We start from the raw sequence: 22,198 nt of genomic DNA, 5'->3' as shown, positions 1-22,198 counted from the left end.
TACAGCCCGTGCTGTGCAGGCGCGCCACATAGCTGTTGATTTCGGAGCACAGTCGCCTAGGCTCGCGGCCCCATGCCGTTGTCTGCGCAATCCGTGCTCAAACATCCGGTGGTCGCCCGGCTGCGGAGCGCCCTGAGGTCGCGCCTGGTGCTGGGTGTCGGCTATGGCGTGGCGGCCGCCCTGACCGGACTCGCGATCCTGCTGGCCGCCGCCCCGCCGGAAACGGGTCCGCTGGGGCCGGCCAGCCAGCTCATTCTCACGGTCCTCGGCCTGAATCTCGTTCTGATCGTCGGCCTGGTGGCGGCGGTGGGCCTGAGGGTCCTGGAACTGCTGAGGGCGCGCTCGCACGACGCCGGCGCCCGGTTGCACGTGCGTTTCGTCTTCCTCTTCGCGATGGCCGCCGCCGTGCCGGCGGCCGTGGTGTTCCTGTTCTACGGCGTGCTCGTCACCCGCGGCGTCGAGAACTGGTTCAGCGCCCGGGTCCAGACGATCGTCGAGAATTCGGCGACCGTCTTCCGCTCGTATGTGGAAGAACAGAACCGCTACATGGTGGACCACGTCCTGCCGATGGCGCTCGACCTCAACCGTGAGGCCGCCGCGGTGCAGTCGCGCGAACAGCAGGCCAATCAGTACCTGGGCGCCCTGGCGGCCTTCCACGCCTTCGACGCCGCCTACATCGTGAACCGCAAGGGCGAGGTGATGGCGCGGGCCGAACCCTCGGGTGCGCCGCCGTTCGTCACGCCCAGCCCGCGAACCTTCGACGCCGCCGACGAGGGCGACATCAGCGTTCCGGACTTCGCCGGCACCGACGTGATGCGGGCGGTCTACCGGCTCGAGGCCTATCCGGACGCCTACCTCTATGTGGTGCGGGAACTTCAGAAGGGCATCGTGGCCCAGCTCCGTGACGCGGAGGGGACGATCGTGTCCTACCGCGACGTGGCTACGAATCGCGCCCGCATCCAGACCATCTTCGCCCTGAGCTATGTCGAGACGGCGCTGCTGGTGGTCGTGGGCGCGGTCTGGCTGGGCCTGGCGGCGGCCAATGCGATCTCCGCGCCCGTGGCCCGGCTGGTTCAGGCGGCGGGCCGGGTGGCTGCGGGTGACCTCACGGCGCGCGTGGACGCCGAGTCCGATCCCGAGGAGATCGCGGTCCTGTCCCGGGCCTTCAACAGCATGACGCACGATCTCCAGGCCCAGCAGGAAGCCCTCAAGCGCGCCGGCGAGGAGGCCGAGGATCGCCGGCAGTTCATCGAGACGGTCCTGACCGAGGTCAGCGCAGGTGTGATCGGAGTCGATTCGGACGGGACGATCTCGGTGGCCAACCGGCAGGCCGAGACCCTGCTGGCGCTGCCGCCGGAGAGGGGCGTGGGCGACCGGCTGTCGGACATCGCGCCCGAATTCGTGGACCTCGCGGCCGCCGGCCGCGGCGGCGAGGCGGAGGAGGAGATCGAGATCGTCCGCGACCGCGACACCCGGCGCCTGCGCGTGCGGGCCCGCCAGAGCGAAGGCGGGCTGGTCCTGACTTTCGATGACGTCACCCGCCTGGTCGCCGCCCAGCGCAACGCCGCCTGGCGCGACGTGGCGCGGCGCATCGCCCACGAGATCAAGAACCCGCTGACGCCCATCCAGCTCTCGGCCGAACGGCTGCGGCGGAAGTACCGGAAGGACATCGCCGAGTCGGAACTGGAGACCTTCGATCGGTGCACCGACACCATCGTGCGGCAGGTCGGCGACATCGGCCGGATGGTGGACGAGTTCTCGGCCTTCGCCCGCATGCCGGCGCCGAAATTCGCGAAGATGGAGGCCGGCGAGCTCCTGCGCGCCGCGGCCTTCGCCCGCCGCGTGGCGAGCCCGGAGGTCGTGGTGGAGATGGAGGAGCCAGTCGCGGACGCCACGCTGTACGTGGACGGGCGGATGATCGGCCAGGCGCTCACGAACGTCCTGAAGAACGCGGCCGAGGCGATCGAGGCGCGCAAGGCCCGGGAGCCCCGGCTGGAAGGGCGGATCGCGGTGCGGCTGCTCGTCGATCCCGTGTCGGTGGTGTTCGAAGTCGAGGACAACGGCGTGGGCCTGCCCGACAAGGACCGCGACCGCCTGACCGAGCCCTATGTGACGACGCGCGAGAAGGGAACCGGCTTGGGGCTCGCGATCGTGAAGCGAATCCTGGAAGACCATGGCGGCGAACTGGAACTCACCGACGCCCGCAGCGGGGAAGGGGCGATGGCGATCCTGCGTTTGCCGGCCGCGCCCCCGCTGCGTGAAACGGGAGAGCGCGAGACGGCGGCGCCTGTGGCCGTGGCGGCCGAGCAGAGGTGATCGATGGCGTCTGATGTTCTTGTGGTCGACGACGAGGCCGACATCCGCGACCTGGTCGCGGGCATCCTTACGGACGAGGGGTACGACGTCCGCACCGCCAACGACAGCGAAAGCGCGCTGGCGGCCATCCGCGCGCGCAAGCCGGCGCTGCTGATCCTGGACATCTGGATGGCCGGGGGCGGCATGGACGGCCTGGAGCTTCTGGACCTGGTCAAGGGTCTGGACCCCGACCTTCCGGTGATCATGATCTCGGGGCACGGCAACATCGAGACCGCCGTCAGCGCCATCAAGCGGGGCGCCTACGAGTTCCTGGAGAAGCCGTTCAAGTCGGACCGCCTGATCCTGGTGGTCGAACGCGCGCTGGAGACCACAAACCTCCGGCGCGAGAACCGCCGCCTTCGCGCCCAGGCGATCACGCCCGAGGGCCTGCTCGGCAAGTCGATGGCGGCCCAGCAGCTACGCCAGATGATCGCCAAACTGGCCGGCGCGAACAGCCGCGTGCTCATCTCGGGGCCGCCCGGCTCCGGGAAGGAGACCGTCGCGCGCCTGATCCACGGCTCCAGCCACCGGTCGCGCAGCGAGTTCGTGCCGATCGGCGCCGCCGGCATGACGCCCGAGCGGATGGACCTCGAGTTGTTCGGCGAGGAGGGCGCCGGCGGACGCCCGGCGAAGATCGGCGTGTTCGAACGCGCCCACGGCGGCACGCTCTACCTCGACGAGGTGGCCGACATGCCGCGCGAGACCCAGGGCCGTATCCTGAGGGTCCTGGTGGAGCAGCGGTTCCGCCGGGTGGGCGGCGACGCCGACGTCCAGGTGGACGTGCGGGTGATCTCGTCCACCTCCAAGGACCTGCGCGCCGAAATCTCGGCCGGCCACTTCCGCGAGGATCTGTTCCACCGGCTGAACGTCGTGCCCGTGAACGTGCCGGGCCTGAGCGAGCGGCGCGAGGACATCCCGGAACTGATCGAGGATTTCATCGACCGCATCTGCGAGGCGTCGGGCCTGGCGCGGCGGCGCCTCTCGGACGACGCCCTGGCCATGCTCCAGGTCCGCACCTGGCCGGGCAACCTGCGCCAGCTCAAGAACAATGTGGAGCGGATGCTGATCCTGGCGTCCGGCGCGCCGGCGGACCCGATCACCGCCGACATGCTTCCCCCCGAAGCGGCGGTCAGCGAGCCCACGACGTCCCTGGGCGCCGAGCGGATCATCGCCCTGCCGCTGCGCGAGGCCCGCGAGGTCTTCGAGCGCGAGTACCTGAACGCCCAGATGCTGCGGTTCTCGGGAAACATCTCCCGCACCGCCGCCTTCATCGGCATGGAGCGTTCGGCCCTGCACCGGAAGCTGAAGTCCCTCGGCCTTTCCGGCGGCCGGTCTCCGGACGGCGAGGAGGTCTGAGACGTGGAAACCACACTCTTACCTCCCCCATCGCGGCAGCGATGGCGGGAGGGGGACCAGTCGCCGAAGAGCGACTGGTGGAGGAGGCAAGCCTCAAGCTCGGCGGACGGATCAAGCCGTCCCGAACCCACCGGAAGCGGCTTGCCCCCTCCACCCCCGCTCTACAGCCGGCTTGCGCCGGCTTCGGCGGGCGGTCCCCCTCCCGCCGCTTCGCGGGGGAGGTAAGATGAGCCGCATCGCCTACGTCAACGGCCGCTTCGTCCCGAAGGCCGACGCCGTGGTCCATATCGAGGACCGTGGCTACCAGCTCGCCGACGCCGTCTATGAGGTCTGGGCCCTTTTCGACGGCAAGCTGGCCGACCCGGAAGGCCATTTCGCGCGGTTGGAACGCAGTCTGTCGGAACTGCACATTCCCATGCCCATGAGCCGCGAGGCCCTGACCGTGGTGCTGCGCGAGGCCGTGCGCCGCAACCGCATCCGCGAGGGGCTCGTCTACCTCCAGGTCAGCCGCGGCGTGGCGCGGCGGGATCACGCCTTTCCGACGACGCCCACGCCGCCCGCCGTCGTCGTCACGGTGAGCCGCGTCGACCGCGCCGCCACCGAGGCGCGGGCCGCCGCCGGGGTGTCGGTCGTCACGACGCCCGAGAACCGCTGGGGCCGCTGCGACATCAAGACCGTCGGCCTGCTGCCGAACGCCCTGGCCAAGCAGAAGGCGCGCGAGGCGGGGGCCGCCGAGGCCTGGTTCGTCGACGACCTGGGTTTCGTCACCGAGGGCGCGTCGTCCAACGCCTGGATCGTGGACGGCGACGGCGTCCTGCGCACCCGCGACACCAACGCCAACATCCTTCGCGGCGTCACCCGGCTTTCGCTGCTGGACGTGGCGCGCGAGGCCGGGCTGAAGGTCGAGGAGCGGCCGTTCACGCCGGACGAAGCCGTCGCGGCCAGCGAGGCGTTCATCACGGGCGCCGGAACGCTCGTCCTGCCGGTCGTTGCGATCGATGGCCGAAATGTGGGCGACGGAAAGGTGGGTCCGGTGGCGATGCGCCTGCGCCGCCTCTATATCGAGCGTGCGAAGGCGACGGCGATCTGACGTCGCAAACGCGCGATTGCAACCGTCGCGGAATGCGGCATAGCGTGACCCTCGTGTGTGGGCGGATGGCCGCCCGAGCAAAATGAAAAGGCGGAAAGCCGTGAGTGACAAGAAACAGAACCTGCAGGACACCTTCCTCAACAGCGTGCGCAAATCGAAGACGCCGCTGACCATTTTCCTGGTGAACGGGGTGAAACTTCAGGGCGTGGTGAGCTGGTTCGACAACTTCTGCGTTCTGTTGCGCAGGGACGGGCAATCCCAGCTCGTCTACAAGCACGCCATCTCCACCATCATGCCGGCCCAGCCTGTGCAGCTCTACGAGCCGGCCGACGACGAGGCCGATTGAGTCCGACGAAATTCGTTGACCGCGAGGCGCCCGTACAGGGCGCCCTGGTGATCCATCCCGACCGGGAGGGTCGCGGCGGCGCGCGCCATCCGCAGGCGCGTCTGGAGGAGGCCGCGGGCCTCGCGCTCGCCCTCGACCTCGAGGTGCGGGAGACGCTGCTCGCGCCCCTGCGCAAGCTGACGCCGGCGACGTTGTTCGGCGCCGGCAAGGTGCAGGAGATCGCCACGCTGGTGGAGGTCGAGGACCTCGATGTCGTCGTCGTGGACGACGCGCTGACGCCGGTGCAGCAGCGAAACCTCGAGAAGGCGTGGAAGGCGAAGGTCATCGACCGCACGGGGTTGATCCTGGAGATCTTCGCCCGCCGCGCCCGCACGCGGGAAGGGCGGCTGCAGGTGGAACTGGCCCGGCTGACCTACGAGCGCTCGCGCCTGGTGCGGACCTGGACCCACCTTGAACGCCAGCGGGGCGGCTTCGGGGTCATGGGCGGCCCCGGCGAGACGCAGATCGAGACCGACCGCCGGCTGATCGCCGACAAGATCGGCAAGCTGAAACGGGAGCTGGAGGAGGTGCGCCGCACCCGCACCCTGCAACGCTCGGCCCGCCGCCGGGTCCCGTTCCCCAGCGTGGCGCTGGTCGGCTACACGAACGCCGGCAAATCTACCCTGTTCAACCGGCTCACCAACGCCGGGGTGGTCGCCCAGGACATGCTGTTCGCCACCCTCGACCCCACGCTGCGCAGCCTGAAGCTGCCCGACGGGCGCCCGGCGATCCTGTCGGACACGGTGGGCTTCATCTCCGACCTGCCGCACGAACTGGTCGAAGCCTTCCGGGCGACCCTGGAGGAGGTGCGAGAGGCCGACGTGGTGCTGCACGTCCGCGACATCTCCAGCGACGAGACCCATGCCCAGGCCGCCGACGTCCGCGAGGTCCTGGAGCGCCTGGGCGTCGACGTGGACGAACGGCGCGTCCTCGAGGTCTGGAACAAGGCCGACCTTCTGCCGTCCGAGGCCCGCGCCGAGGCGCTCAGCGACGCCCGCCGCGCCACCCCGCCGGCGGTCGTCGTCTCGGCTGCGACGGGGGAGGGGTGCGACGCCCTGCTGGCCGCCGTCGCCGCCCTGGTGGACGAGGCCCCGCCCGTGGACGTGGTCACCCCGGCCGGCGAGGGCGCCGCGCTGGCCTGGCTCTACCGCCACGGCCGGGTGATCGAGCGCGAGGAAGGCGACGACGGCCAGGTCCGCCTCTCCGTCAGCCTCACCGCCCAGGCCCTGGGCCAGTTCGAGCAGCTGTTCCCGCAGGCGCGGGTGGGCGGGCCCTGACCTCCGTTCGTCGCGGTCGCCGCGGGTTTCGTCGCACGACGGTCGCCGGCCGGCGTCACATCGGTGAGGCCCCGGAGCGCCGGTCCTGCGCCGGCCTGGGGGGCCAGGCTTGAAGATCGACTTCAATCGAAGCGCCACCGGCGTCGCGGTGGGGTTCGCCGTGCTGGTGTGGCTGATCGCCTTCGCCGGCTATGCGGCGCCCGGGGTGGCGGCGGGCAACTACGTGGGCCGCCACTTCGCATACCTGGTCGGGACGGTGGCGTTCGGCGCGCTGCTGTCGGTGGGCTTCTACGGCCTGATGACGGCCGTCCGGCGGCGTCCGATCGCCCTGCGCGTGGCCGTGGCCCTGGCCGCCGTTCCGACGCTGGCGGTCGTCCATTCGACCGCCGACCTCATCGCCATCCGGCTCTATCTGCGCGAGCTGTTCCAGGTGGGCCCCAACGCCCTGGTGAGCGGCGAGGGGATCATGTTCCTCAACAACATGATGATGCTGACGCCCACCCATGTGACCTACGCGGTCGGGGTGAGCCTGGGCTTCGCGTTGCGGGCCGTCGCCGAGCGCGAGCAGCGGCTGGCCGGGGCGCTCGCCGCCGCCCAGGAGGCCCAGCTCGCGGCGCTGCGCTTCCAGATCAACCCCCATTTCCTGTTCAACAGCCTGAACGCCGTGGTGGCGCTGGTGGGCGCCGGGCGAAGCCAGGAGGCCCGCGACGTCGTCACCCGGCTGGCCGAGTTCTTCCGCGCGACCCTGGCCGCCGAACCGAACGCGGTCGTGACCCTGGAGGAGGAATTCGACCTGCTGGCGGCCTACCTCGACATCGAGGCGGCGCGGTTCGGCGATCGGCTGCACGTGGCGATCGACCTGCCCTCCGACCTCGCCGAGGCGCGGACGCCGCACCTCCTGCTGCAACCGCTCGTGGAGAACGCGGTCAAGCATGCGGTGGCGCCCAGCAAGTCCCGGGTCACGATCCGCATATCCGCCCGGCGGGAGGGGACGCGGCTGGTGCTCGCGGTCGCCGACGACGGCGCGGCCGGAGGCGGGCCGGGGCGGAGGGGCCTGGGGGTCGGCCTGCGCAATGTCGAGGCGCGGCTGGAAACACTCTACGGCGACCGGAGCCGCCTGTCCGCCGCGCCGGGGCCCCGGGGCTATCGCGCGGAGGTGATCCTGCCGCTCGAACCGGACGGAGAGGCCTAGATGCGCGTCCTGGTGGTGGATGACGAACCCCTGGCGGTGGACTGGGTGATCCAGGGGCTGAAGGCGCTGGCCGACGTCGAGGTCGTGGGGTCCGCCACCGACGGCGACGCGGCGCTGGCACAGTGCGCAGCGCTGGCGCCCGACCTGGTCTTCCTCGACATCCAGATGCCCGGGCGCACGGGCCTGGAGGTCGCGCGCGTCCTGGGCGGGGAGGGCGGGCCCGACGTGGTCTTCGTCACGGCCTTCCAGGACTTCGCGGCCGAGGCGTTCGAGCTGGACGCCGCGGACTATCTCCTGAAGCCGGTCCGGCACGACCGCTTGGTCGAGGCCATGAACCGCGCCCGCCGCCGCCGCGCCGTGGATCGCGCCCACGAACGCCTGGCGCTCCTCGAAGCGCGCCTGGCCGCGGTGGAAGGGGACGGGGGGCCGGCCGCCGAGCCCTATCCGGCCGACTTCTGGATCAGCCACCGCACCGGTCGGGTCCGCGTCCCCGTCGCCGACATCCGCCGCATCGAGGCCGACAGGGACTATGCGCTGATCCACACCTCGGCCCGCACGCACATCCTGCGCACGACCATGCGCGAACTGGAGCGCCGCCTGAACCCGCGCCAGATCCTGCGCGTGCATCGGGGCGCCTTCGTCCGCCTGTCCTGCGTGGCGCGCGTCGAGCGGGCGGGGCGGGGGCTGACGCGCCTGCACATGGCGGACGGCGCCGTTGTGGACGTGGGCGCCAGCTATCTGGCCCGCGTCTCGGCGGCGCTGGGGCTGGAGGCCTCGGGCGACGACCGAGCTTTCCCCTGAGCCGGGAATCCGGAGACTTTCGACGCAGCGGCCGCAGGATTCGTCGCACCAGCTTTGCCGGGCGCGCCAGGCTTTGAGAGCTGGGGTTCCTCAAGTTCAGAGGAGCAAGACATGAAGAGCGTTCTTGGAGCCGCGTCGCTTGCGGCGGCCATTCTGGCGGCGGGATCGGCCCAGGCGGCGAAGATCATCGCCCCGGTCTCGGTGACGGCCAGCGCGGGTACGGCCGGCGCGCCCCTGTGGGTCCCCAGCCGCATGATCGACCAGACCGGCCTGTCGGTCACCTACATACCCGGCGTGACGGAGTTCGAGGACTTCATCGCCGCCGATCCGACCCATGCCTATGCGCCGGGCACCCCCTGGCTGAGCAGCGGGAACACAACGTCGGCGTTCCTGACCTTCGACTTCGGCCAGGTCGTCCGGCTGGGCAAGCTCGCGTACTTCGACGATCCGCGCACCACGGCGTCGACCTTGCGGCTGTCGGCCGCCGGCTGGACGGGCGCGGCCTTCGACGTGCTGGATCCCGACACGCATCCGGCCCGGGCGCAGGTCTTCGACTTCGGCTTCGTCGAGACGCGCTATCTCACGATCGAGATCACCGGGTGCAACCGGCCCGCCACGGGCGGCGGCCGCTGGACCGGCTGCGGTATCGGCGAGCTGGTGTTCGCGGAAGGCTCTCCTACCGCCGCCGTCCCCGAACCTGCCGCCTGGGCGATGATGATCCTGGGCTTCGGCGCCGCGGGCGCCGTGATCCGCCGCCGTCGCCCAGGCGCGGCGGCGCGGATGGCCTGAGCCCCAGCTCAGTCGGCGCTCTGGTCCGCGGCGGACTTTTCCCCGGCCTTCGCCTCGTCCCAGAGGGCGTCCATCTCCGCGAGGTCCGACTGGTCGGGCGTCTTCCCGCATTCGGCCAGCCGCCGCTCCACGTGCTGGAAGCGCCGCACGAACTTGGCGTTGGTGGCGCGGACGGCGTCCTCGGGGTCGATATCCAGCGTGCGCGCCAGGTTGGCCACCACGAACAGGACGTCGCCGATCTCGTCGCGCGCCTTGTCCAGGTCGCCGGCCTCCACCTCGGCCAGCATCTCGCCGACCTCCTCGTGCAGCTTGCGCACCACATCCTGGACGGTGGGCCAGACGAACCCGACGACGGCGGCGCGCTTCGAGAGCTTCACCGCACGGGTCAGGCCGGGCAGGCCCACCGGCACGTCGTCCAGGATGCTGGACGCCTTGCCCTTGCCGGCCCGCTCCTCGGCCTTCAGCGCCTCCCAACCCGCCTTCTGGGCATCGAGGCTGTCGTAGGATTCGTCGGCGAAGACATGTGGATGCCGCCGCACCATCTTGTCGTTGATCGCGCGGGCCACGTCGTCGAAGGCGAACACGCCCTGTTCCTCGGCCATCCGGCTGTGGAACACCACCTGCAGAAGCAGGTCGCCCAGTTCGTCCTTCAGGTCGGCGAGATCGTTCCGTTCGATGGCGTCGGCCACCTCATAGGCCTCTTCCACCGTATAGGGCGCGATGGTCGCGAAGGTCTGCTCTAGGTCCCACGGGCACCCGTCCTCGGCGTCGCGCAGGCGCGCCATGATGGCCAGCAGCCGATCGATGGGCCGCAGGTCGGCGGGCGGGGCAGGGCGGGGCATCCGGGCCTCGAAAGGTGGGAACTGGACCCGGAGCCGCCCGAGGGCGTCCCGGGAGACGACCGATCAGACCGCGCTGCGCCCCGCCGCGCAAGCGAGGCGATCAGCGCTGGGCCAGTTCGCCCCCTCGGGCCAGGCGGCGGGCGAACCGATCGAAGGTCCAGGTCGCGTCCGACCACACCCAGTTGCCATAGGCATTGCGCAGGTCGGTCTCGTACCACTTGTAGGCGACGGGCGTTTCCGTCCCGTCGGCGGCGACCACCCGGCCTTCGATGCTGGCGCCGCCGACACCGAAGCTCTCCATGGACAGGCCGGGCTTGTCCGAGAGCTGCTTGAACGTGGGCCGGTTGGGCTTGGCGTCCACGAGCGTCAGCTCGATCCGTGCGCCGTCGTAGGCGGGGGTCCGGGCGAGGGCCTTTTCCACCGCTTCACGCAGGTCGCTGGTCAGGAGGGTCGCTTCGCGGGTCCCGTAGGTCTTGTCGATCTTCTTCTGAAACTCGGGGCCGACGGTGATGTCGACCGAGGCGGGGGCCGCAAACACCGGGCCGGCGAGGGCCATGCCGGCCAAGGTCATGGACGCGACCGCCGTGAGAGCTGTCAGGCGCATGAGGAACTCCTCAAATCCAGTAATTACTTAACAGATAGTGCGCCGTTCCGGGAAGCACAAGGCGCCGAGATCGGCTCACCGGAGGCGATAGTTGATCGTCGTCACCACCCGGACCTTCTTGAAGACCTGGGACGATTCATCGCCGATATCGTCGCGCCCCAGAATCTCGAACGAGCCCTGGGTGGCCGAGCGGATGCCGCCCAGGTTCGCGCCGGAATCGCGGGCGAACTGCTGCGCGCCCGTGCGCGCGCTGGCCGTGGCCTGGCCGATCATCTCGGCCCGTACGTCGTTCAGCTTGGTGAACAGGTACGAAGGGCCGTTGTAGTCCTGGAGCACCACACCCTGGCGCAGCAGGGCGTCCAGGCTGCGGGTCGTGGCCTGCACCCGATCGACGTTCGTGGTCCTGACGATCACCGTCTGGGCTACCTGATAGCGCGCGCCGACGTTCGACGACTGGTACTCGCGCGCGTACTGATCGGTGACCTGCAGGCGGCCCAGGTCGATTTCGGCCGGGGTATAGCCTTGCTGGGCCAGGAACCGCCGGACGGCGGCCAGGTCCTGATCCACCTTGGCCTGGACCGTGGCGAGATCGTCTCCGGCCGACGCGAAGCGAAGCGGGAGCACAGCCAGGTCGGCTTTAACGATACGTTCCGAAAGTCCGCGGACCGTCACGCTGCGGTCTCCGACGTTGGCGTTCTCGACGCCGCGGCCGATCAGGAAGCCGGCGATCGCGACGCCCAGGGCGACGAGGACGGCGGGAACGAGGAAAGGAGGCGACGAAAGGCGCATGTTCGCCAAGGAATCGGGGACGAGAGGCGTGTGTCAAGCACAGCGGATGCCTGAGACGTTCTTCGCCTAAGGTACATTATCAGAAATCATGACGTCCACCTTCGTCGCGCGGGAGAATTAACCACCATCCCACTCGCCTGACAGGGGAAACTGCGGAAATATCGGGAGAATTGCTTTGCGCCGGCCGCCGCACTGTGCGCCTCTGTTAACGCTTACCCAGGATGCACGGACCTGGGACCGTGTTTCGAGTTCACAACCTGTGGGGCAATTTCATGCGGAAACTCCTTCTCCTGGCCGCGACCGCGGCCTTGGCCATGCCCGCCAGCGCAATGGCGCAGGCCATCATCACCAACGGCACCGTCGGCCTCGGCGTGGACAGAGGCGGTCAGCTCAACATCCCCGGGGGGCCGCTCAGCGCGGGCGGGGAAACGACCTACTATGGCCTGCGCGACATCGCGACCGGCTATGAATCCACCGCGCCCGGCTGCCTCTGCGAAGGCTGGGGCGCGGCCGTCCAGGGCTCCGGCGTCACGGTCTACGCCAACAACTCGTCGGGCAGCAGCTACAACGAGGTGTCGTTCGCCTCGACCGCTTCGACGGCCACGACGGTCGTCACGTCCGTGGGCGGCGAACTGACCGTCACGCATGCCTTCTCGCCGTCCTCGACGCCCTACCTGTACCAGGTCGAGGTGACCATCACGAACACCAGCGGGGCGGACTTCGCGGGATCGACCCTGTATCGCCGGACGATGGACTGGGACATCGAGCCCACCGCGTTCGACGAATACTCCACGATCCAGGGCACGACCGGCGCGACCAACGTCCTGTCTGCAAGCGCCGACGGCTTCTGCAACAGCAATCCGCTGGCCGCTTGCGACCCGTCCTATGCTCAGGGCGACTTCGTCGACGCGGGTCCGAACGACCACGGCGCCGAGTTCACCTTCATCTTCGATCCCCTGCTGGCAGGCGCCTCGCAGACCCTGACGATCTTCTACGGCGCGGCGCCCACCGAGGCCCTCGCCCTCGCCGCCCTCGGCAGCGTCGGCGCGGAAATCTATTCCTTCGGGCAGTCCGTGAACGACAAGCTCGGCGGCACGCCGGGCTACGCGACCTTCATCTTCGGCTTCAAGGGTGTCGGCGGGCAGGCCCTGCCCGATCCCACCGGCGGCATCCCCGAGCCGGGGACCTGGGCCCTGATGATCCTGGGCTTCGGCGCCGCCGGCTCCATGCTGCGCCGCCGGCGCGTCGCTTTCGCCTGAGACGAACAGGCTCCGTGAAAACCTTGCGCCGCCGGCCCTGCGCCGGCGGCGTTTTCATATTCGCGGCCCGAAGCTGGCTTCCCCCCAGCCGTCGCGCGCCGCGCGGATATCGGGAGGACGAGGGAAGATGCCGAAATTACTGCGCCACGGGCCGCTGGCGGCCATTGCCATCGTTGCGGCCATCACGCTCGGCGGGCTGGCGGGTTGCGGCCGGGCGGCAGACCCGGGCGGGACGCCGGATACCTCGGAGGTGCTGGCTCGGGTCCACGGCGAACCCATCACGATGAACGACGCGAAGGCCGAGGCGCCTAGCGCGGAAACCCAGGAAGCCCTGCGCGCCGTCGTGAACGGGATCATAGATCGCCGGCTGCTGGCCAAGGCGGGCGCCGACGGGAAACTCGGGCAGGAGCACCAGGTCGCCTATGAAACCGCCAGGGGCGGCGAGATCGCCCTGGCGAATGCGCGGGGGCGGCAATTGGCCCAGGGCGCCGCGCCGAGCGCCGAGGCCGTCGAGAGCTACATCGCCGCCCACCCGCAAGCCTTCGCCAACCGCCGGTTCCTCATCGTGGATCAGATCGAGCTGCGGGGCGGCGCCGGCCAGTTGGCGGGCGTCAAGCCGGCGAGGACGCTGGAAGAGCTGCAGGGGCAGCTCGATGCGGCCAAGCTCCTCTACCAGCGCTCGATGGGTGTCATCGACACCGCCAGCGCCTCGCCCGCGACCGTCCAGCGCATCCTGGCGACTCCGGCCGGCGGCGTGTTCGAGATCGACAACGGCCAGTTCAAGATCGTCGGCCGGGTTCACGAGATCCGCAGCGTTCCCTTCGGCGGGCCGTTCGCCCGGGAAGTCGCGTCAAACCTCCTGAAGGCGCAGACCCTGCGGGACGCCGTGCAGGGAGAGGTCCAGCGCCTGCGCACGGAAGCGGGCGACAAGATCGAGTATGTCGCGAGCTACGTCCGACCGGATGCGAAGTAGTCGTCAGCCTCCGGGACTCAGCCGTCTCCACGGCCCCGTCCCGGCAGCGTCAGGTCGCCTGCCGCCAGGCGTTGCAGCGTTTCCAGGAAGACGCCCGGCTCCAGCGCCTTGACGCGGGCTTCCAGCGTCTCGGGCGTATCGTCGCCTCGTACTGGCACCCTGCGCCGCGCGATCTCGGGGCCGTGATCGTACACCTCGTCCACCGCATGGACGACGATCGCACTCTCGGCCACGCCGGCCGCAATGACCGCGCGATGCACATTGATCCCGTACATCCCCTCCCCGCCGAACTCGGGCAAGGGACCGGGGTGGATGTTCAGGATGCGGCCCTCGTAGCGTCGCAGCGTCTGAGGGCCGAGCCGGCGCAGGTAGCCCGAGAGCACCACGAGCTCGACACCGTGCGATTCGAGGGCTTCGGTCAGGCGGAGGTCGGCGCCTTCGGGGTCGCTGGCCGTGGGAATGAACAGGCTGGGAATCCCCAGCGCCTCAGCCCACCCGAAGGCGGGGGTCTCGCGCCGGTTGCCCACCAGCACCCGTGCGTCCGCCGCCAGGTCCCCGGCCTGGATCGCGCGCACGATCGCCTCGGCGCTGGAGCCGTTTCCAGAGGCCAGGAATCCAATCTGAAGTCTATCTGAAATCAAATCTCTATAGCCGTAATTTCATGCTCGAACCGCATCCCGTCGTAAGCGGGTTCGACACCCGGCGGCAACTCGCGGACGAGCTGGTCGTAGTCCAGGTCGATGTGCAGGTTGGTGAGGATGGCGCGCCGGGGCCGCACGCGGGCGATCCACTCCAGGGCGAGGTCCAGATGGGCGTGCGTCGGATGCGGCCGTCGGCGCAGGGCGTCCACGATCCAGACGTCCAGGTCGGACAGCGCCTCGAACGCCGCCTCGTCCAGCCCCACCACATCGCTGGAATAGGCCACCCCGCCGAACCGGTAGCCGACCGAGCGGACTCCGCCGTGATCCTGGTCGAAGGTCCGGACGGGAATGGCGCCCGACGGCCCGTCGACGGTCCAGTCGATCCCATGCGCCGGAATCGCGCGCCGGTCGCAGATCGCCGGATAGCCCCCCTCGCCTTCGAAGATGTAGCCGAACCGGCGCATCATGCTGGCGTCGGTCGCCGCATCCATCCAGCAGGGGATCCGCGCCCGCTGGCGCAGGAAGAAGGCCCGCACATCGTCCAGCCCGTGGACCTGATCGGCATGGTCGTGCGTCAACAGCACGGCGTCGCACCGCGTCATGCCCGCCCGCGCGGTCTGGATGCGCAGTTCGGGCGAGGCGTCCACCAGCGCCGTCGTCACCTCGCCGCCCGCGCCGACCCGCCGGACGAGCATCGAGCACCGCGTGCGGAAGTTCTTCGGGTTGGCGGGGTCGCAGTCCCCCCAGTCGCCGTCGGCCCGCGGCACGCCCCCCGACGAACCGCACCCCAGGATGGTGATGTCGAGCCGCCCGCTCACGGCCGCGGGATCCGGTCGAAGAGGGCGAAGAAGGCGTCAGTGGTCCGCGCCTCCGCCTCGTTCGGCGACCATCCGCGGATATCCGCCAGCTTGGCCAGGACGTGGGCCACATAGGCCGGTTCGTTCCGCCGTCCCCGGTGGGGAACCGGCGCCAGATAGGGGCAGTCGGTCTCCACGATGAGACGCTCGGCCGGCATGTCGCGGATCACCGCGCGGACGTCGTCGGCCGCCTTGAAGGTGGCGATGCCCGAGACCGAGAACCAGGCGCCGAGCGCCGCGGCCCGACGCGCCAGCTCCGCGCCCGACGTGTAGCAGTGCATGAGCAGCCGGAACGGGCCCCGGGCATATTCCTCCTCGAGGATGGCCCCCATCTGCTCGTCGGCCTCGCGCGTATGGACCACCAGAGGGAGGCCCGTCTCTCGGGCGGCCGCGACATGGGCGCGGAAGACCCTGGCCTGGATGTCGCGCGGGCTGAGGTCATAGTGGAAGTCCAGGCCGCATTCGCCGATCCCCACCACGCGCGGATCGCCCGCCAGCGTGACGAGGTCGTCCGCGGACAGGCCAGGGTTCTCCTTGGCCTCGTGCGGGTGGGTGCCGACCGTGCACCAGATGTCGTCCGCCTCGGCCACCGCCCGGCAGGCGGCGAAGTTCGACACCCGGTCGCAGATGTTGACCATCAGCCCCACGCCCGCCGCCCGGGCCCGGGCGATCACCGCGTCGCGGTCCTCATCGAACTGCGGTGCGTGGAGGTTGACGTGGCTGTCGATCAGCATCGGCGGCGGCCGGACCTTCAGGCTTGGGCCGCCTGCTTCAGCTCCGCGAGGGCCGTGAACAGCGCGTCCGTTCGGTCGAGATTGAGCGCCTCCACCTCGCGCGGCAGGCGTTGCAGCGTCTCCCACGCCTCCGCCCAGCGATCAAGCGATCCGAATCCTTCGCGCGCCCGCGACGCCGCCAGCGCATGGACCCGCGTCGACAGGCGCTCGAAGAGCAGGGCGAATTGCCGGGGCCCCTCCCCGCCCCGGAAGGCGTCGGTGATCGCCAGGACGCGAGGTGCATCCAGGGCGGGCAGGCCGTCCAGGATCTCGCGGGCCGCATCGTCCATCGCCAGCGCGCCGGAGGCGGCCAGCGCCAGCGCGCGGCCCGGCGCACCGTCGGCCATGTGCGCCAGCCTGAGCGCCTCCTCGGGGTTCACGCCGGTCCGTCGCGACACGAAGGCGGTCGCCGCGTCCACCCCGGGCGCGGCGAAGGCCAGCCGCCGGCAGCGCGAGCGGATGGTCGGCAGCAGGCGTCCCGGCGCATGGGACGTCATCAGCAGCACGCCCCGCGGCGGCGGTTCCTCCAGGGTCTTCAGGATGGCGTTGGCGGCGTTGACGTTCAGGTCGTCGGCGGCGTCCACGATGGCCACGCGGTGCGGCGCGCTGGCCGGCGATTTCGAGAAGAACTCGGCCAGTCGCCGGGCGTCGTCCACGGGGATCACCCGCCGGGGCTTGCCGTCTGGCCCCTCGCGCTCCAGCACCAGGAGGTCGGGGTGACTGCGCGCGGCCACCTGGCGGCTGACCGGATGTCCGGGGTCGGCGCCCAGGACGCCATGTCCGGGCGAAGGCGGCGCGCCCAGCAGACGCCGTGCGGCGCGGTAGGCGAAGGTGGCCTTGCCGACCCCTTCCGGCCCGGTCAACAACCAGGCGTGATGCAGCCGGCCGCGCGCCCGCGCCGCCTCGAACGCCGTCTCCGCGGTCTCCTGGCCCTCCAGGTCGTAGACCTCCCGGGGGTGCGTGGGCGCGTCGTCAGGCATGGGCCGGCAGCCTGGCCTCCACCGCGGCCCAGACCGTGGCCTCGACCGCCTCGATGGAAGCGGTTGCGTCGATGACCGCGCATCGGCCGGGCTCGGCCGCCGCGATCGCCTGGAAGGCCTTCCTGAGGCGCTCATGGAACGCGAGCCCCTTGGATTCGAACCGCATCTCCGCGCCGGCCTCGACCTGGGCTCGCGCTTCGGCCCGCGCCAGACCTGCCTCGGCCGGCAGGTCGAACATCAAGGTCAGGTCGGGCCGGGTATCCTCCACGACGAAGGACTCCAGCGCCGAGATCAGGTCGGGGTCCGTGCCGCCGGCCGCGCCCTGATAGGCCCGCGTGGAGTCGGCGAAGCGATCGCAGACGACCCAGGCCCCGCGCGCCAGCGCGGGGCGAATCACGCGCTCGATGTGGTCCCGCCGCGCGGCGTACATCAGCAGCGTCTCGGTGACCGGGCTCCACCGGTCGGCCGACCCGCGCAGCACCAGGTCGCGGATGCTCTCGGCGCCGGGCGAGCCGCCGGGCTCGCGGGTGGCCACCACCTCGCGTCCCTGGGCCTTGAGGCGTGCGGCGAGCCGCTTGAGCTGGGTGGACTTTCCCGCCCCCTCCCCGCCTTCGAAGGTGATGAACCGGCCGCGCGTCACGTCGGCCAAATTGGCCGGTTCGCCGCGGAAGTCCAGCCGCCGCTGGAGCCGTCGCCCACCAGACGCCGCTAGAAGGTGCGGACGACCCGGGCTTCGGTGAAGCCGATCTCGGCCACGCGGTCGCGCAGGGCATAGGCCGCCGCCTCGTCCGCCGGCGCCGGCAGGACCACGCGGTAGAGGGTCCTGCCGTCCAGCTGCAGGGTCTCGATCGATGCGCTGCCCGCGGTGGAAAGCTGGTCGACCGCCCGCTGGGCGTTGACGGGATTCGAGAACGCTCCCGCTTGAATCCGCAAGGCGGACGACGCGGCCAAGCCAGGCGGCGCGGCGGCATACGCGCGATAGGGCGCCGGCGGGGTCGCGGGCGGGATCGGTGTGTCCGATATCGCCGCCCCGGTCACGGGCGGCAGCGCGTTCTCGGTGATCGCCTCGCGCGCCGGAGGGCGATAGGCTTGGGCGGGGGAAGGTTCCGCACGCGCCGTCGCCGCCCAGGGCGCCGCCGCGGGCGCGGCCGCATAGGGCGCGGCGCTGGCCACCCGCACGCCCTCGCCGCGGCCGGTCAGGGGCGCAGGCCCCACATATCGCACCCGCACGTTCGCCAGACCCTGGCGATGGAAGCCCAGCTGGATCGCCGCTTCCTGCGACAGGTCGATGATCCGGTTGTCGTGGAAGGGGCCGCGATCGTTCACCCGCACGGTCAGCCTGCGGCCGTTGTCGAGGTTCGTCACCTCCACCATCGAGGGCAGCGGCAGCGTCGTGTGAGCGGCCGACACGGCGTTCATGTCGAAGACCTCGCCGTTCGCGGTGGCCTTCAGATGGAACTGCTGGCCATACCAGGAGGCCACGCCGCGCTGGTCGTAGTCGGGCTGCTCGCGGGGCACGTACCAGATGCCGTTCACCTGATAGGGCTGGCCCACCTTGCGCACGCCCGTGCTCGCGACCGCGCCCGGTTTTCCGGCGCCGGCCTGGCTGGGATAGCGCGGCTGCACGCTGGCGCAGGCCGCCAGCGAGGCGCCGGCCGCCAGAATCACCGCCAGGCGCACATGCGGCGCCGCCTTCAGGCTCAAGATCATGCTCGCCTCCGACTCGTCATTCGAGGGTGGGCGCCTAACCTTGAAACAGGGTTAACCAGGCGTTGCCGGCGCAAAGGCGCGGCCCGCCCGCGTGGGTCGCGCCGGCCAATCCCCATTTGGGTGGAGGGGGCGGAGGGCGCAGGAGCGCGACTCTGCTCCCCTCCTCCACCTTGTCAGAGATGCTTCTTGTAGAACGAAGCCAGTTTCTCGACCGCCTTGGCGACCGGCTCGGGCTGGTCGTAGAGATCGTAGTGGGTCGCGCCCTCGACCACGAACAGGTCCTTCTCCCCCTTCACGCGGGCATAGAGTTCCTGTCCATCCTTCAGCGAACCGAACGCGCCCGGCGCGGCGCCGACGATGATCTGGATCGGCTGCGTCAGCAGGTCTTCCACAAGATGGAAAGCATCGAAGGCTATGACGCTGCCGACGCTGGTGAAGCGTAGCTTGTTGGGCGCGCAGGCGTTCTGCCCGCGGGGCGTGCGATAGTAGTCGACAGCCTGCGAGACATCGATATCGGTTATGCCGGCCGCGTCGCGTTCCTCCGTCGAGTTTGGAATCCAGTTGTTGATGAGCGGTTCGGCGCCCCGCGCCTCGGCGGTGCGCTGCTTGCCGATCGCATCGAGCGTGGCGATCACGTCGCCCTCGCGGTTCAAGCGGCCGATGTTCGCGCCGACCACCGTGCCCACGGCCTTGATGCGGCGCTCCGTCATGGCGGCGCTCACGGCATAGCCGCCGCCCGCGCAGACGCCGAGCACACCGATCTTCTCTTCATCGACATAGGGCAGAGTGACGAGATAATCGACGGCGCAGCGCACGTCTTCGACGCGGGTCGCGGGGTCTTCGATATAGCGCGGCTCGCCGCCGCTCTCGCCCTGGAACGATGCATCGAAGGCGATGGCGACGAAGCCCTGTTCGGCCAGCCTGGAGGCATAGAGACCAGCGGTCTGTCCTTTGCAGCTCGATCCGGGATGGACGCAGACGATAGCGGCGTACGTCTTGCTCTCGTCGAAGTCTGCGGGGACATGCAACTCGGCCGCAACATTCCAGGTGCGGTTCTTGAAGGTCACGGGTTTCACGTTCGATCTACTTTCCAAAGTGTCTTGGTTGGCGTCGAACCTAGGTAGCAAGACCGCATAATTTCGATTAGATGCCATAATGCGCATGCGCGGATTACCGAGGCTTATGAATGGTCGGCGAGAACCTGCGAGACCTGAACGCCCTCGTCCTCGTCGTCGAGGAAGGCAGCTTCACCCGCGCCGCCGCCCGGCTCGGCGTCTCGCAATCCGCGCTCAGTCAAACGATCCGGGGACTGGAGGAGCGCCTTGGCCTGCGCCTTCTCAACCGCTCAACGCGGAGCGTCTCGCCGACGGAGGCAGGAGATCGGCTGCTGGCCCGTGTCCAGCCAGCGATGCAGGAGATCCATGAAGGCCTGACGCAACTGACCGAACTGCGCGAGAAGCCCGCCGGCACGATCCGCATCACGGCGGACGAGTTCGCCGTCCACCACGTCCTCTGGCCCGCTGTCGAACGCTTCCTGCCGAGCTATCCGGATATCGGTGTCGAGATCATCACCGACTACGCCCGCACCGACATCGTCAGCGACCGCTATGATGCCGGCGTGCGCCGTGGCCGGCTGATCGCGCAGGACATGATCGCGGTGCCGGTCAGCGCGGATATCCGCATGGCGGTGGTGGGATCGCCTGCGTATTTTGCGAGCCGACAGCGGCCAAAGTCACCGCAGGATCTGATAGAGCATGCCTGCATCAACCTGCGCCTGCCCAATCATGGCGAGTTCTTCGCCTGGACGTTCCGGAAAGGCGGCAAGGAACATCGCATCAAGGTCCGGGGGCAACTCGTGTTCAGCACGTTGCCGGCGATTCTGACGGCGGCGATGGCGGGCTTCGGGCTGGCCTACATGCCGGAGCTGATGATCAGGCCCCACGTGGACTCGGGGCGGCTTGTCGAGGTTCTGGGCCCCTGGCGTCAGACCTTCGAGCGGTATCACCTCTACTATTCGAGCCGGCGCCTGGCGTCTCCCGCCTTTTCTCTGCTGGTGGATGCTCTGCGATACCGGGAGTAGGCCGGCCCCGGTCGCTGTACAGCTATCGGCGGCGCTCTCGCGCCGTGGAAAGCCCTGCGCGATGTCTGGTGGGCTGACGAGCATCGGCCTTTTCGAATGCCGCGACGTCGTGGGGTCAATGCGCTATGTGAAGTCGCGCGAGGACGCCAGGACATGCGCGTCGGCGTCTACAACCGCTGCATGGGCGCGAATCCCACGATCACCGCCGTTTCGAAATGGCCCGAAGAGTTCGACGATGTCGAAGCCTTCCTGTTTCATCAGCCTTGTCCGGGGCAGGGTCCGGTATTGCTTTCGGCGACGCGCGTCGCGGCCGAGGCGTTCAGCGCGAGAAGCGGTGCGAGCATATGCGTTTCCAGTTTCCCCACAGCCACGGTTATCCGAACGGCCGCGTCAGTGTCGAAGATGATGGGAAGGCCGCGCCGGATTGTCTGGTCGAGTTTGGTGATGGCGTCACCGTCATCGCGGAGTGGCGCCCCGACGGCGATGCGATCCGCCTTGCCGTTCCCGGCTATCGCACCGCACGCGGCGCCCTCGTTTCAGCGCGGACCTGGCGAGTGGCCAGGGGCAAGGACGGCCATTGGCGGTCAGGACCCACGACCTGAGGACGCACGGCTCTGGCGCTGAATCGCCACCGATTGAACCGTACATCGACGGCGTTCGCGCCATCGCGGAGGCGAAATCCTCGGCGACGATAGGGTCCATCGATGGCTTCGTCTCGAAAGAGGCGGCTATCGGCAGCAGCCAGCGTTCCCTGTTTGGGGCCGCAATGGCGGTGGGAGCAGTCCGTCGCCTACACGTCTCCAGTTTAGCTGTGAGGTGAAGCCTCAGCCAAAGGGATGAGTTCTCGTCGGATGAAGTCTATGCGGCTCAACAGCATCTCCGCATGCTCTCGAGTTGGCGCGACCTCGATGGGATAACTCTCCGATAAATCTCGCCCCTCCAAGACATTGTCGGCCCAATCTTGCGCGATTGCGCAGTAGAGCCGCAACGCGAGGGCTGGCGTCGGCGTATCGTCCGTCTCGAAATGCATGGGGGGCAGATCGCCAACGACCGCCCACCTCTCGGCGTCTTCGGGCTTTCGCGGTCGCTCGAAACGCACCAGGAAAAGCGCGAGGATGGACGCTACGCCGAATGCGAGCACAAGGTTCAAGATCGGCGCGTGGCTATCTCTCTCGACGAAGTCCCTGGCCTCCGCTTGCAGCGCCCAGAGGCCCTCGATCTCCTCATGGCTGTCGTAGTCGATGTTCAGACCTACGGGAAAGCGGGACGCATCAACAAGCATGGCTATGCTGTGATAGCCGAGGTGAGGCCCGAGAGGGAGAACAAAAAGATAGCTCTCTGATTGGCCACAGGAGGGCTTGAAGGGAACTCGACGCTATCATCTTGGACGTTAGCGAAGGCCGTCTCTCGGACGGGCGCAAGGAGCGCCCGCCCGGCCGAAGCGT

Annotated in this window: 23 protein-coding genes; 12 read left to right on the top strand and 11 right to left on the bottom strand. The window is 69.5% G+C overall.

Going from position 1 to position 22,198, the window contains the following annotated elements; genetic code table 11:
* Positions 1-93: 93 nt before the first annotated feature.
* The 8 genes from WG212_RS01750 to WG212_RS01715 all read left to right on the top strand — a co-directional run bounded on the left by WG212_RS01750 (position 94) and on the right by WG212_RS01715 (position 9,245).
* Positions 94-2,316, top strand: a complete 2,223-nt coding sequence (locus WG212_RS01750; protein WP_337185341.1) for a PAS domain-containing sensor histidine kinase — start codon at positions 94-96, stop codon at positions 2,314-2,316.
* A 3-nt stretch (positions 2,317-2,319) separates the two neighbouring features.
* Positions 2,320-3,711 (top strand): sigma-54 dependent transcriptional regulator, encoded by a 1,392-nt coding sequence (locus WG212_RS01745; protein WP_337185340.1) that lies wholly within the window; start codon positions 2,320-2,322, stop codon positions 3,709-3,711.
* A gap of 226 nt (positions 3,712-3,937) precedes the next feature.
* Positions 3,938-4,801, top strand: coding sequence for a D-amino-acid transaminase (locus WG212_RS01740; protein ID WP_337185339.1), 864 nt, complete (start codon positions 3,938-3,940; stop codon positions 4,799-4,801).
* A 100-nt stretch (positions 4,802-4,901) separates the two neighbouring features.
* Positions 4,902-5,147 carry an RNA chaperone Hfq gene (gene hfq / locus WG212_RS01735; RefSeq protein ID WP_111274395.1) on the top strand — a complete coding sequence of 82 codons (246 nt, stop codon included), beginning with the start codon at positions 4,902-4,904 and terminating at the stop codon, positions 5,145-5,147.
* On the top strand, positions 5,144-6,463 hold the full coding sequence (hflX, locus tag WG212_RS01730; RefSeq protein ID WP_337185338.1) for a GTPase HflX: 1,320 nt from the start codon (positions 5,144-5,146) through the stop codon (positions 6,461-6,463). The genes hfq and hflX overlap by 4 nt, the downstream gene beginning before the upstream one ends.
* Positions 6,464-6,572: 109 nt before the next feature.
* Entirely contained in the window at positions 6,573-7,655 is a 1,083-nt protein-coding gene (locus WG212_RS01725; protein ID WP_337185337.1) for a histidine kinase, read from the top strand.
* A complete protein-coding gene (locus WG212_RS01720; RefSeq protein ID WP_337185336.1) occupies positions 7,656-8,456 on the top strand; it encodes a LytTR family DNA-binding domain-containing protein in 801 nt (266 codons plus the stop codon).
* Between the two features lie 111 nt (positions 8,457-8,567).
* Positions 8,568-9,245, top strand: coding sequence for a PEPxxWA-CTERM sorting domain-containing protein (locus tag WG212_RS01715; protein WP_337185335.1), 678 nt, complete (start codon positions 8,568-8,570; stop codon positions 9,243-9,245).
* A gap of 8 nt (positions 9,246-9,253) precedes the next feature.
* Here the strand turns inward: WG212_RS01715 and mazG are convergent, their stop codons facing one another.
* The 3 genes from mazG to WG212_RS01700 form a co-directional block, all read right to left on the bottom strand.
* Positions 9,254-10,087: a nucleoside triphosphate pyrophosphohydrolase gene (gene mazG / locus WG212_RS01710; protein WP_337185334.1), complete on the bottom strand. Its 834-nt coding sequence runs from the start codon at positions 10,085-10,087 to the stop codon at positions 9,254-9,256.
* Between the two features lie 100 nt (positions 10,088-10,187).
* Positions 10,188-10,691 (bottom strand): hypothetical protein, encoded by a 504-nt coding sequence (locus WG212_RS01705; RefSeq protein WP_337185333.1) that lies wholly within the window; start codon positions 10,689-10,691, stop codon positions 10,188-10,190.
* Positions 10,692-10,766: 75 nt separating this feature from the next.
* On the bottom strand, positions 10,767-11,480 hold the full coding sequence (locus WG212_RS01700) for an SIMPL domain-containing protein (protein ID WP_337185332.1): 714 nt from the start codon (positions 11,478-11,480) through the stop codon (positions 10,767-10,769).
* A 272-nt stretch (positions 11,481-11,752) separates the two neighbouring features.
* On the opposite strand from WG212_RS01700, the gene WG212_RS01695 reads away from it, so the two are divergent.
* Together WG212_RS01695 and WG212_RS01690 are read left to right on the top strand one after the other, a co-directional pair.
* Positions 11,753-12,739 carry a PEPxxWA-CTERM sorting domain-containing protein gene (locus WG212_RS01695; RefSeq protein WP_337185331.1) on the top strand — a complete coding sequence of 329 codons (987 nt, stop codon included), beginning with the start codon at positions 11,753-11,755 and terminating at the stop codon, positions 12,737-12,739.
* Between the two features lie 127 nt (positions 12,740-12,866).
* On the top strand, positions 12,867-13,712 hold the full coding sequence (locus tag WG212_RS01690) for a hypothetical protein (protein ID WP_337185330.1): 846 nt from the start codon (positions 12,867-12,869) through the stop codon (positions 13,710-13,712).
* A gap of 17 nt (positions 13,713-13,729) precedes the next feature.
* Here WG212_RS01690 and WG212_RS01685 read toward each other — a convergent pair whose 3' ends face one another.
* The 7 genes from WG212_RS01685 to WG212_RS01655 all read right to left on the bottom strand — a co-directional run bounded on the left by WG212_RS01685 (position 13,730) and on the right by WG212_RS01655 (position 19,740).
* Entirely contained in the window at positions 13,730-14,353 is a 624-nt protein-coding gene (locus WG212_RS01685) for a phosphoribosylglycinamide formyltransferase (protein ID WP_337185329.1), read from the bottom strand.
* Complete coding sequence (locus tag WG212_RS01680; protein WP_337185328.1) at positions 14,350-15,171, bottom strand: MBL fold metallo-hydrolase; 822 nt, start codon at positions 15,169-15,171, stop codon at positions 14,350-14,352. Before WG212_RS01680 ends, WG212_RS01685 begins: the two co-directional genes overlap by 4 nt.
* On the bottom strand, positions 15,168-15,944 hold the full coding sequence (locus WG212_RS01675) for a TatD family hydrolase (protein WP_337185327.1): 777 nt from the start codon (positions 15,942-15,944) through the stop codon (positions 15,168-15,170). The genes WG212_RS01680 and WG212_RS01675 overlap by 4 nt, the downstream gene beginning before the upstream one ends.
* A gap of 17 nt (positions 15,945-15,961) precedes the next feature.
* Positions 15,962-16,963, bottom strand: coding sequence for a DNA polymerase III subunit delta' (locus tag WG212_RS01670; RefSeq protein WP_337185326.1), 1,002 nt, complete (start codon positions 16,961-16,963; stop codon positions 15,962-15,964).
* Positions 16,956-17,603, bottom strand: coding sequence for a dTMP kinase (tmk, locus tag WG212_RS01665; protein WP_337185421.1), 648 nt, complete (start codon positions 17,601-17,603; stop codon positions 16,956-16,958). Before tmk ends, WG212_RS01670 begins: the two co-directional genes overlap by 8 nt.
* A 68-nt stretch (positions 17,604-17,671) precedes the next feature.
* Positions 17,672-18,673 carry a septal ring lytic transglycosylase RlpA family protein gene (locus tag WG212_RS01660; RefSeq protein ID WP_337185325.1) on the bottom strand — a complete coding sequence of 334 codons (1,002 nt, stop codon included), beginning with the start codon at positions 18,671-18,673 and terminating at the stop codon, positions 17,672-17,674.
* Positions 18,674-18,846: 173 nt separating this feature from the next.
* Positions 18,847-19,740 (bottom strand): alpha/beta hydrolase, encoded by an 894-nt coding sequence (locus WG212_RS01655; RefSeq protein ID WP_337185324.1) that lies wholly within the window; start codon positions 19,738-19,740, stop codon positions 18,847-18,849.
* A gap of 119 nt (positions 19,741-19,859) precedes the next feature.
* Between WG212_RS01655 and WG212_RS01650 the strand changes: the two genes are divergently transcribed.
* Together WG212_RS01650 and WG212_RS01645 are read left to right on the top strand one after the other, a co-directional pair.
* Complete coding sequence (locus tag WG212_RS01650) at positions 19,860-20,753, top strand: LysR family transcriptional regulator (protein WP_337185323.1); 894 nt, start codon at positions 19,860-19,862, stop codon at positions 20,751-20,753.
* Between the two features lie 344 nt (positions 20,754-21,097).
* Positions 21,098-21,355 (top strand): hypothetical protein, encoded by a 258-nt coding sequence (locus tag WG212_RS01645; RefSeq protein ID WP_337185322.1) that lies wholly within the window; start codon positions 21,098-21,100, stop codon positions 21,353-21,355.
* 203 nt (positions 21,356-21,558) lie between these two features.
* Here the strand turns inward: WG212_RS01645 and WG212_RS01640 are convergent, their stop codons facing one another.
* Entirely contained in the window at positions 21,559-22,035 is a 477-nt protein-coding gene (locus WG212_RS01640) for a hypothetical protein (RefSeq protein WP_337185321.1), read from the bottom strand.
* Between the last annotated feature and the right edge of the window lie 163 nt (positions 22,036-22,198).

It is taken from the genome of Phenylobacterium sp. (assembly GCF_037189685.1).
In the GTDB taxonomy this organism is placed as follows: Bacteria; Pseudomonadota; Alphaproteobacteria; order Caulobacterales; family Caulobacteraceae; genus Phenylobacterium.
This window is presented reverse-complemented; position numbering and strand designations above follow the sequence as displayed.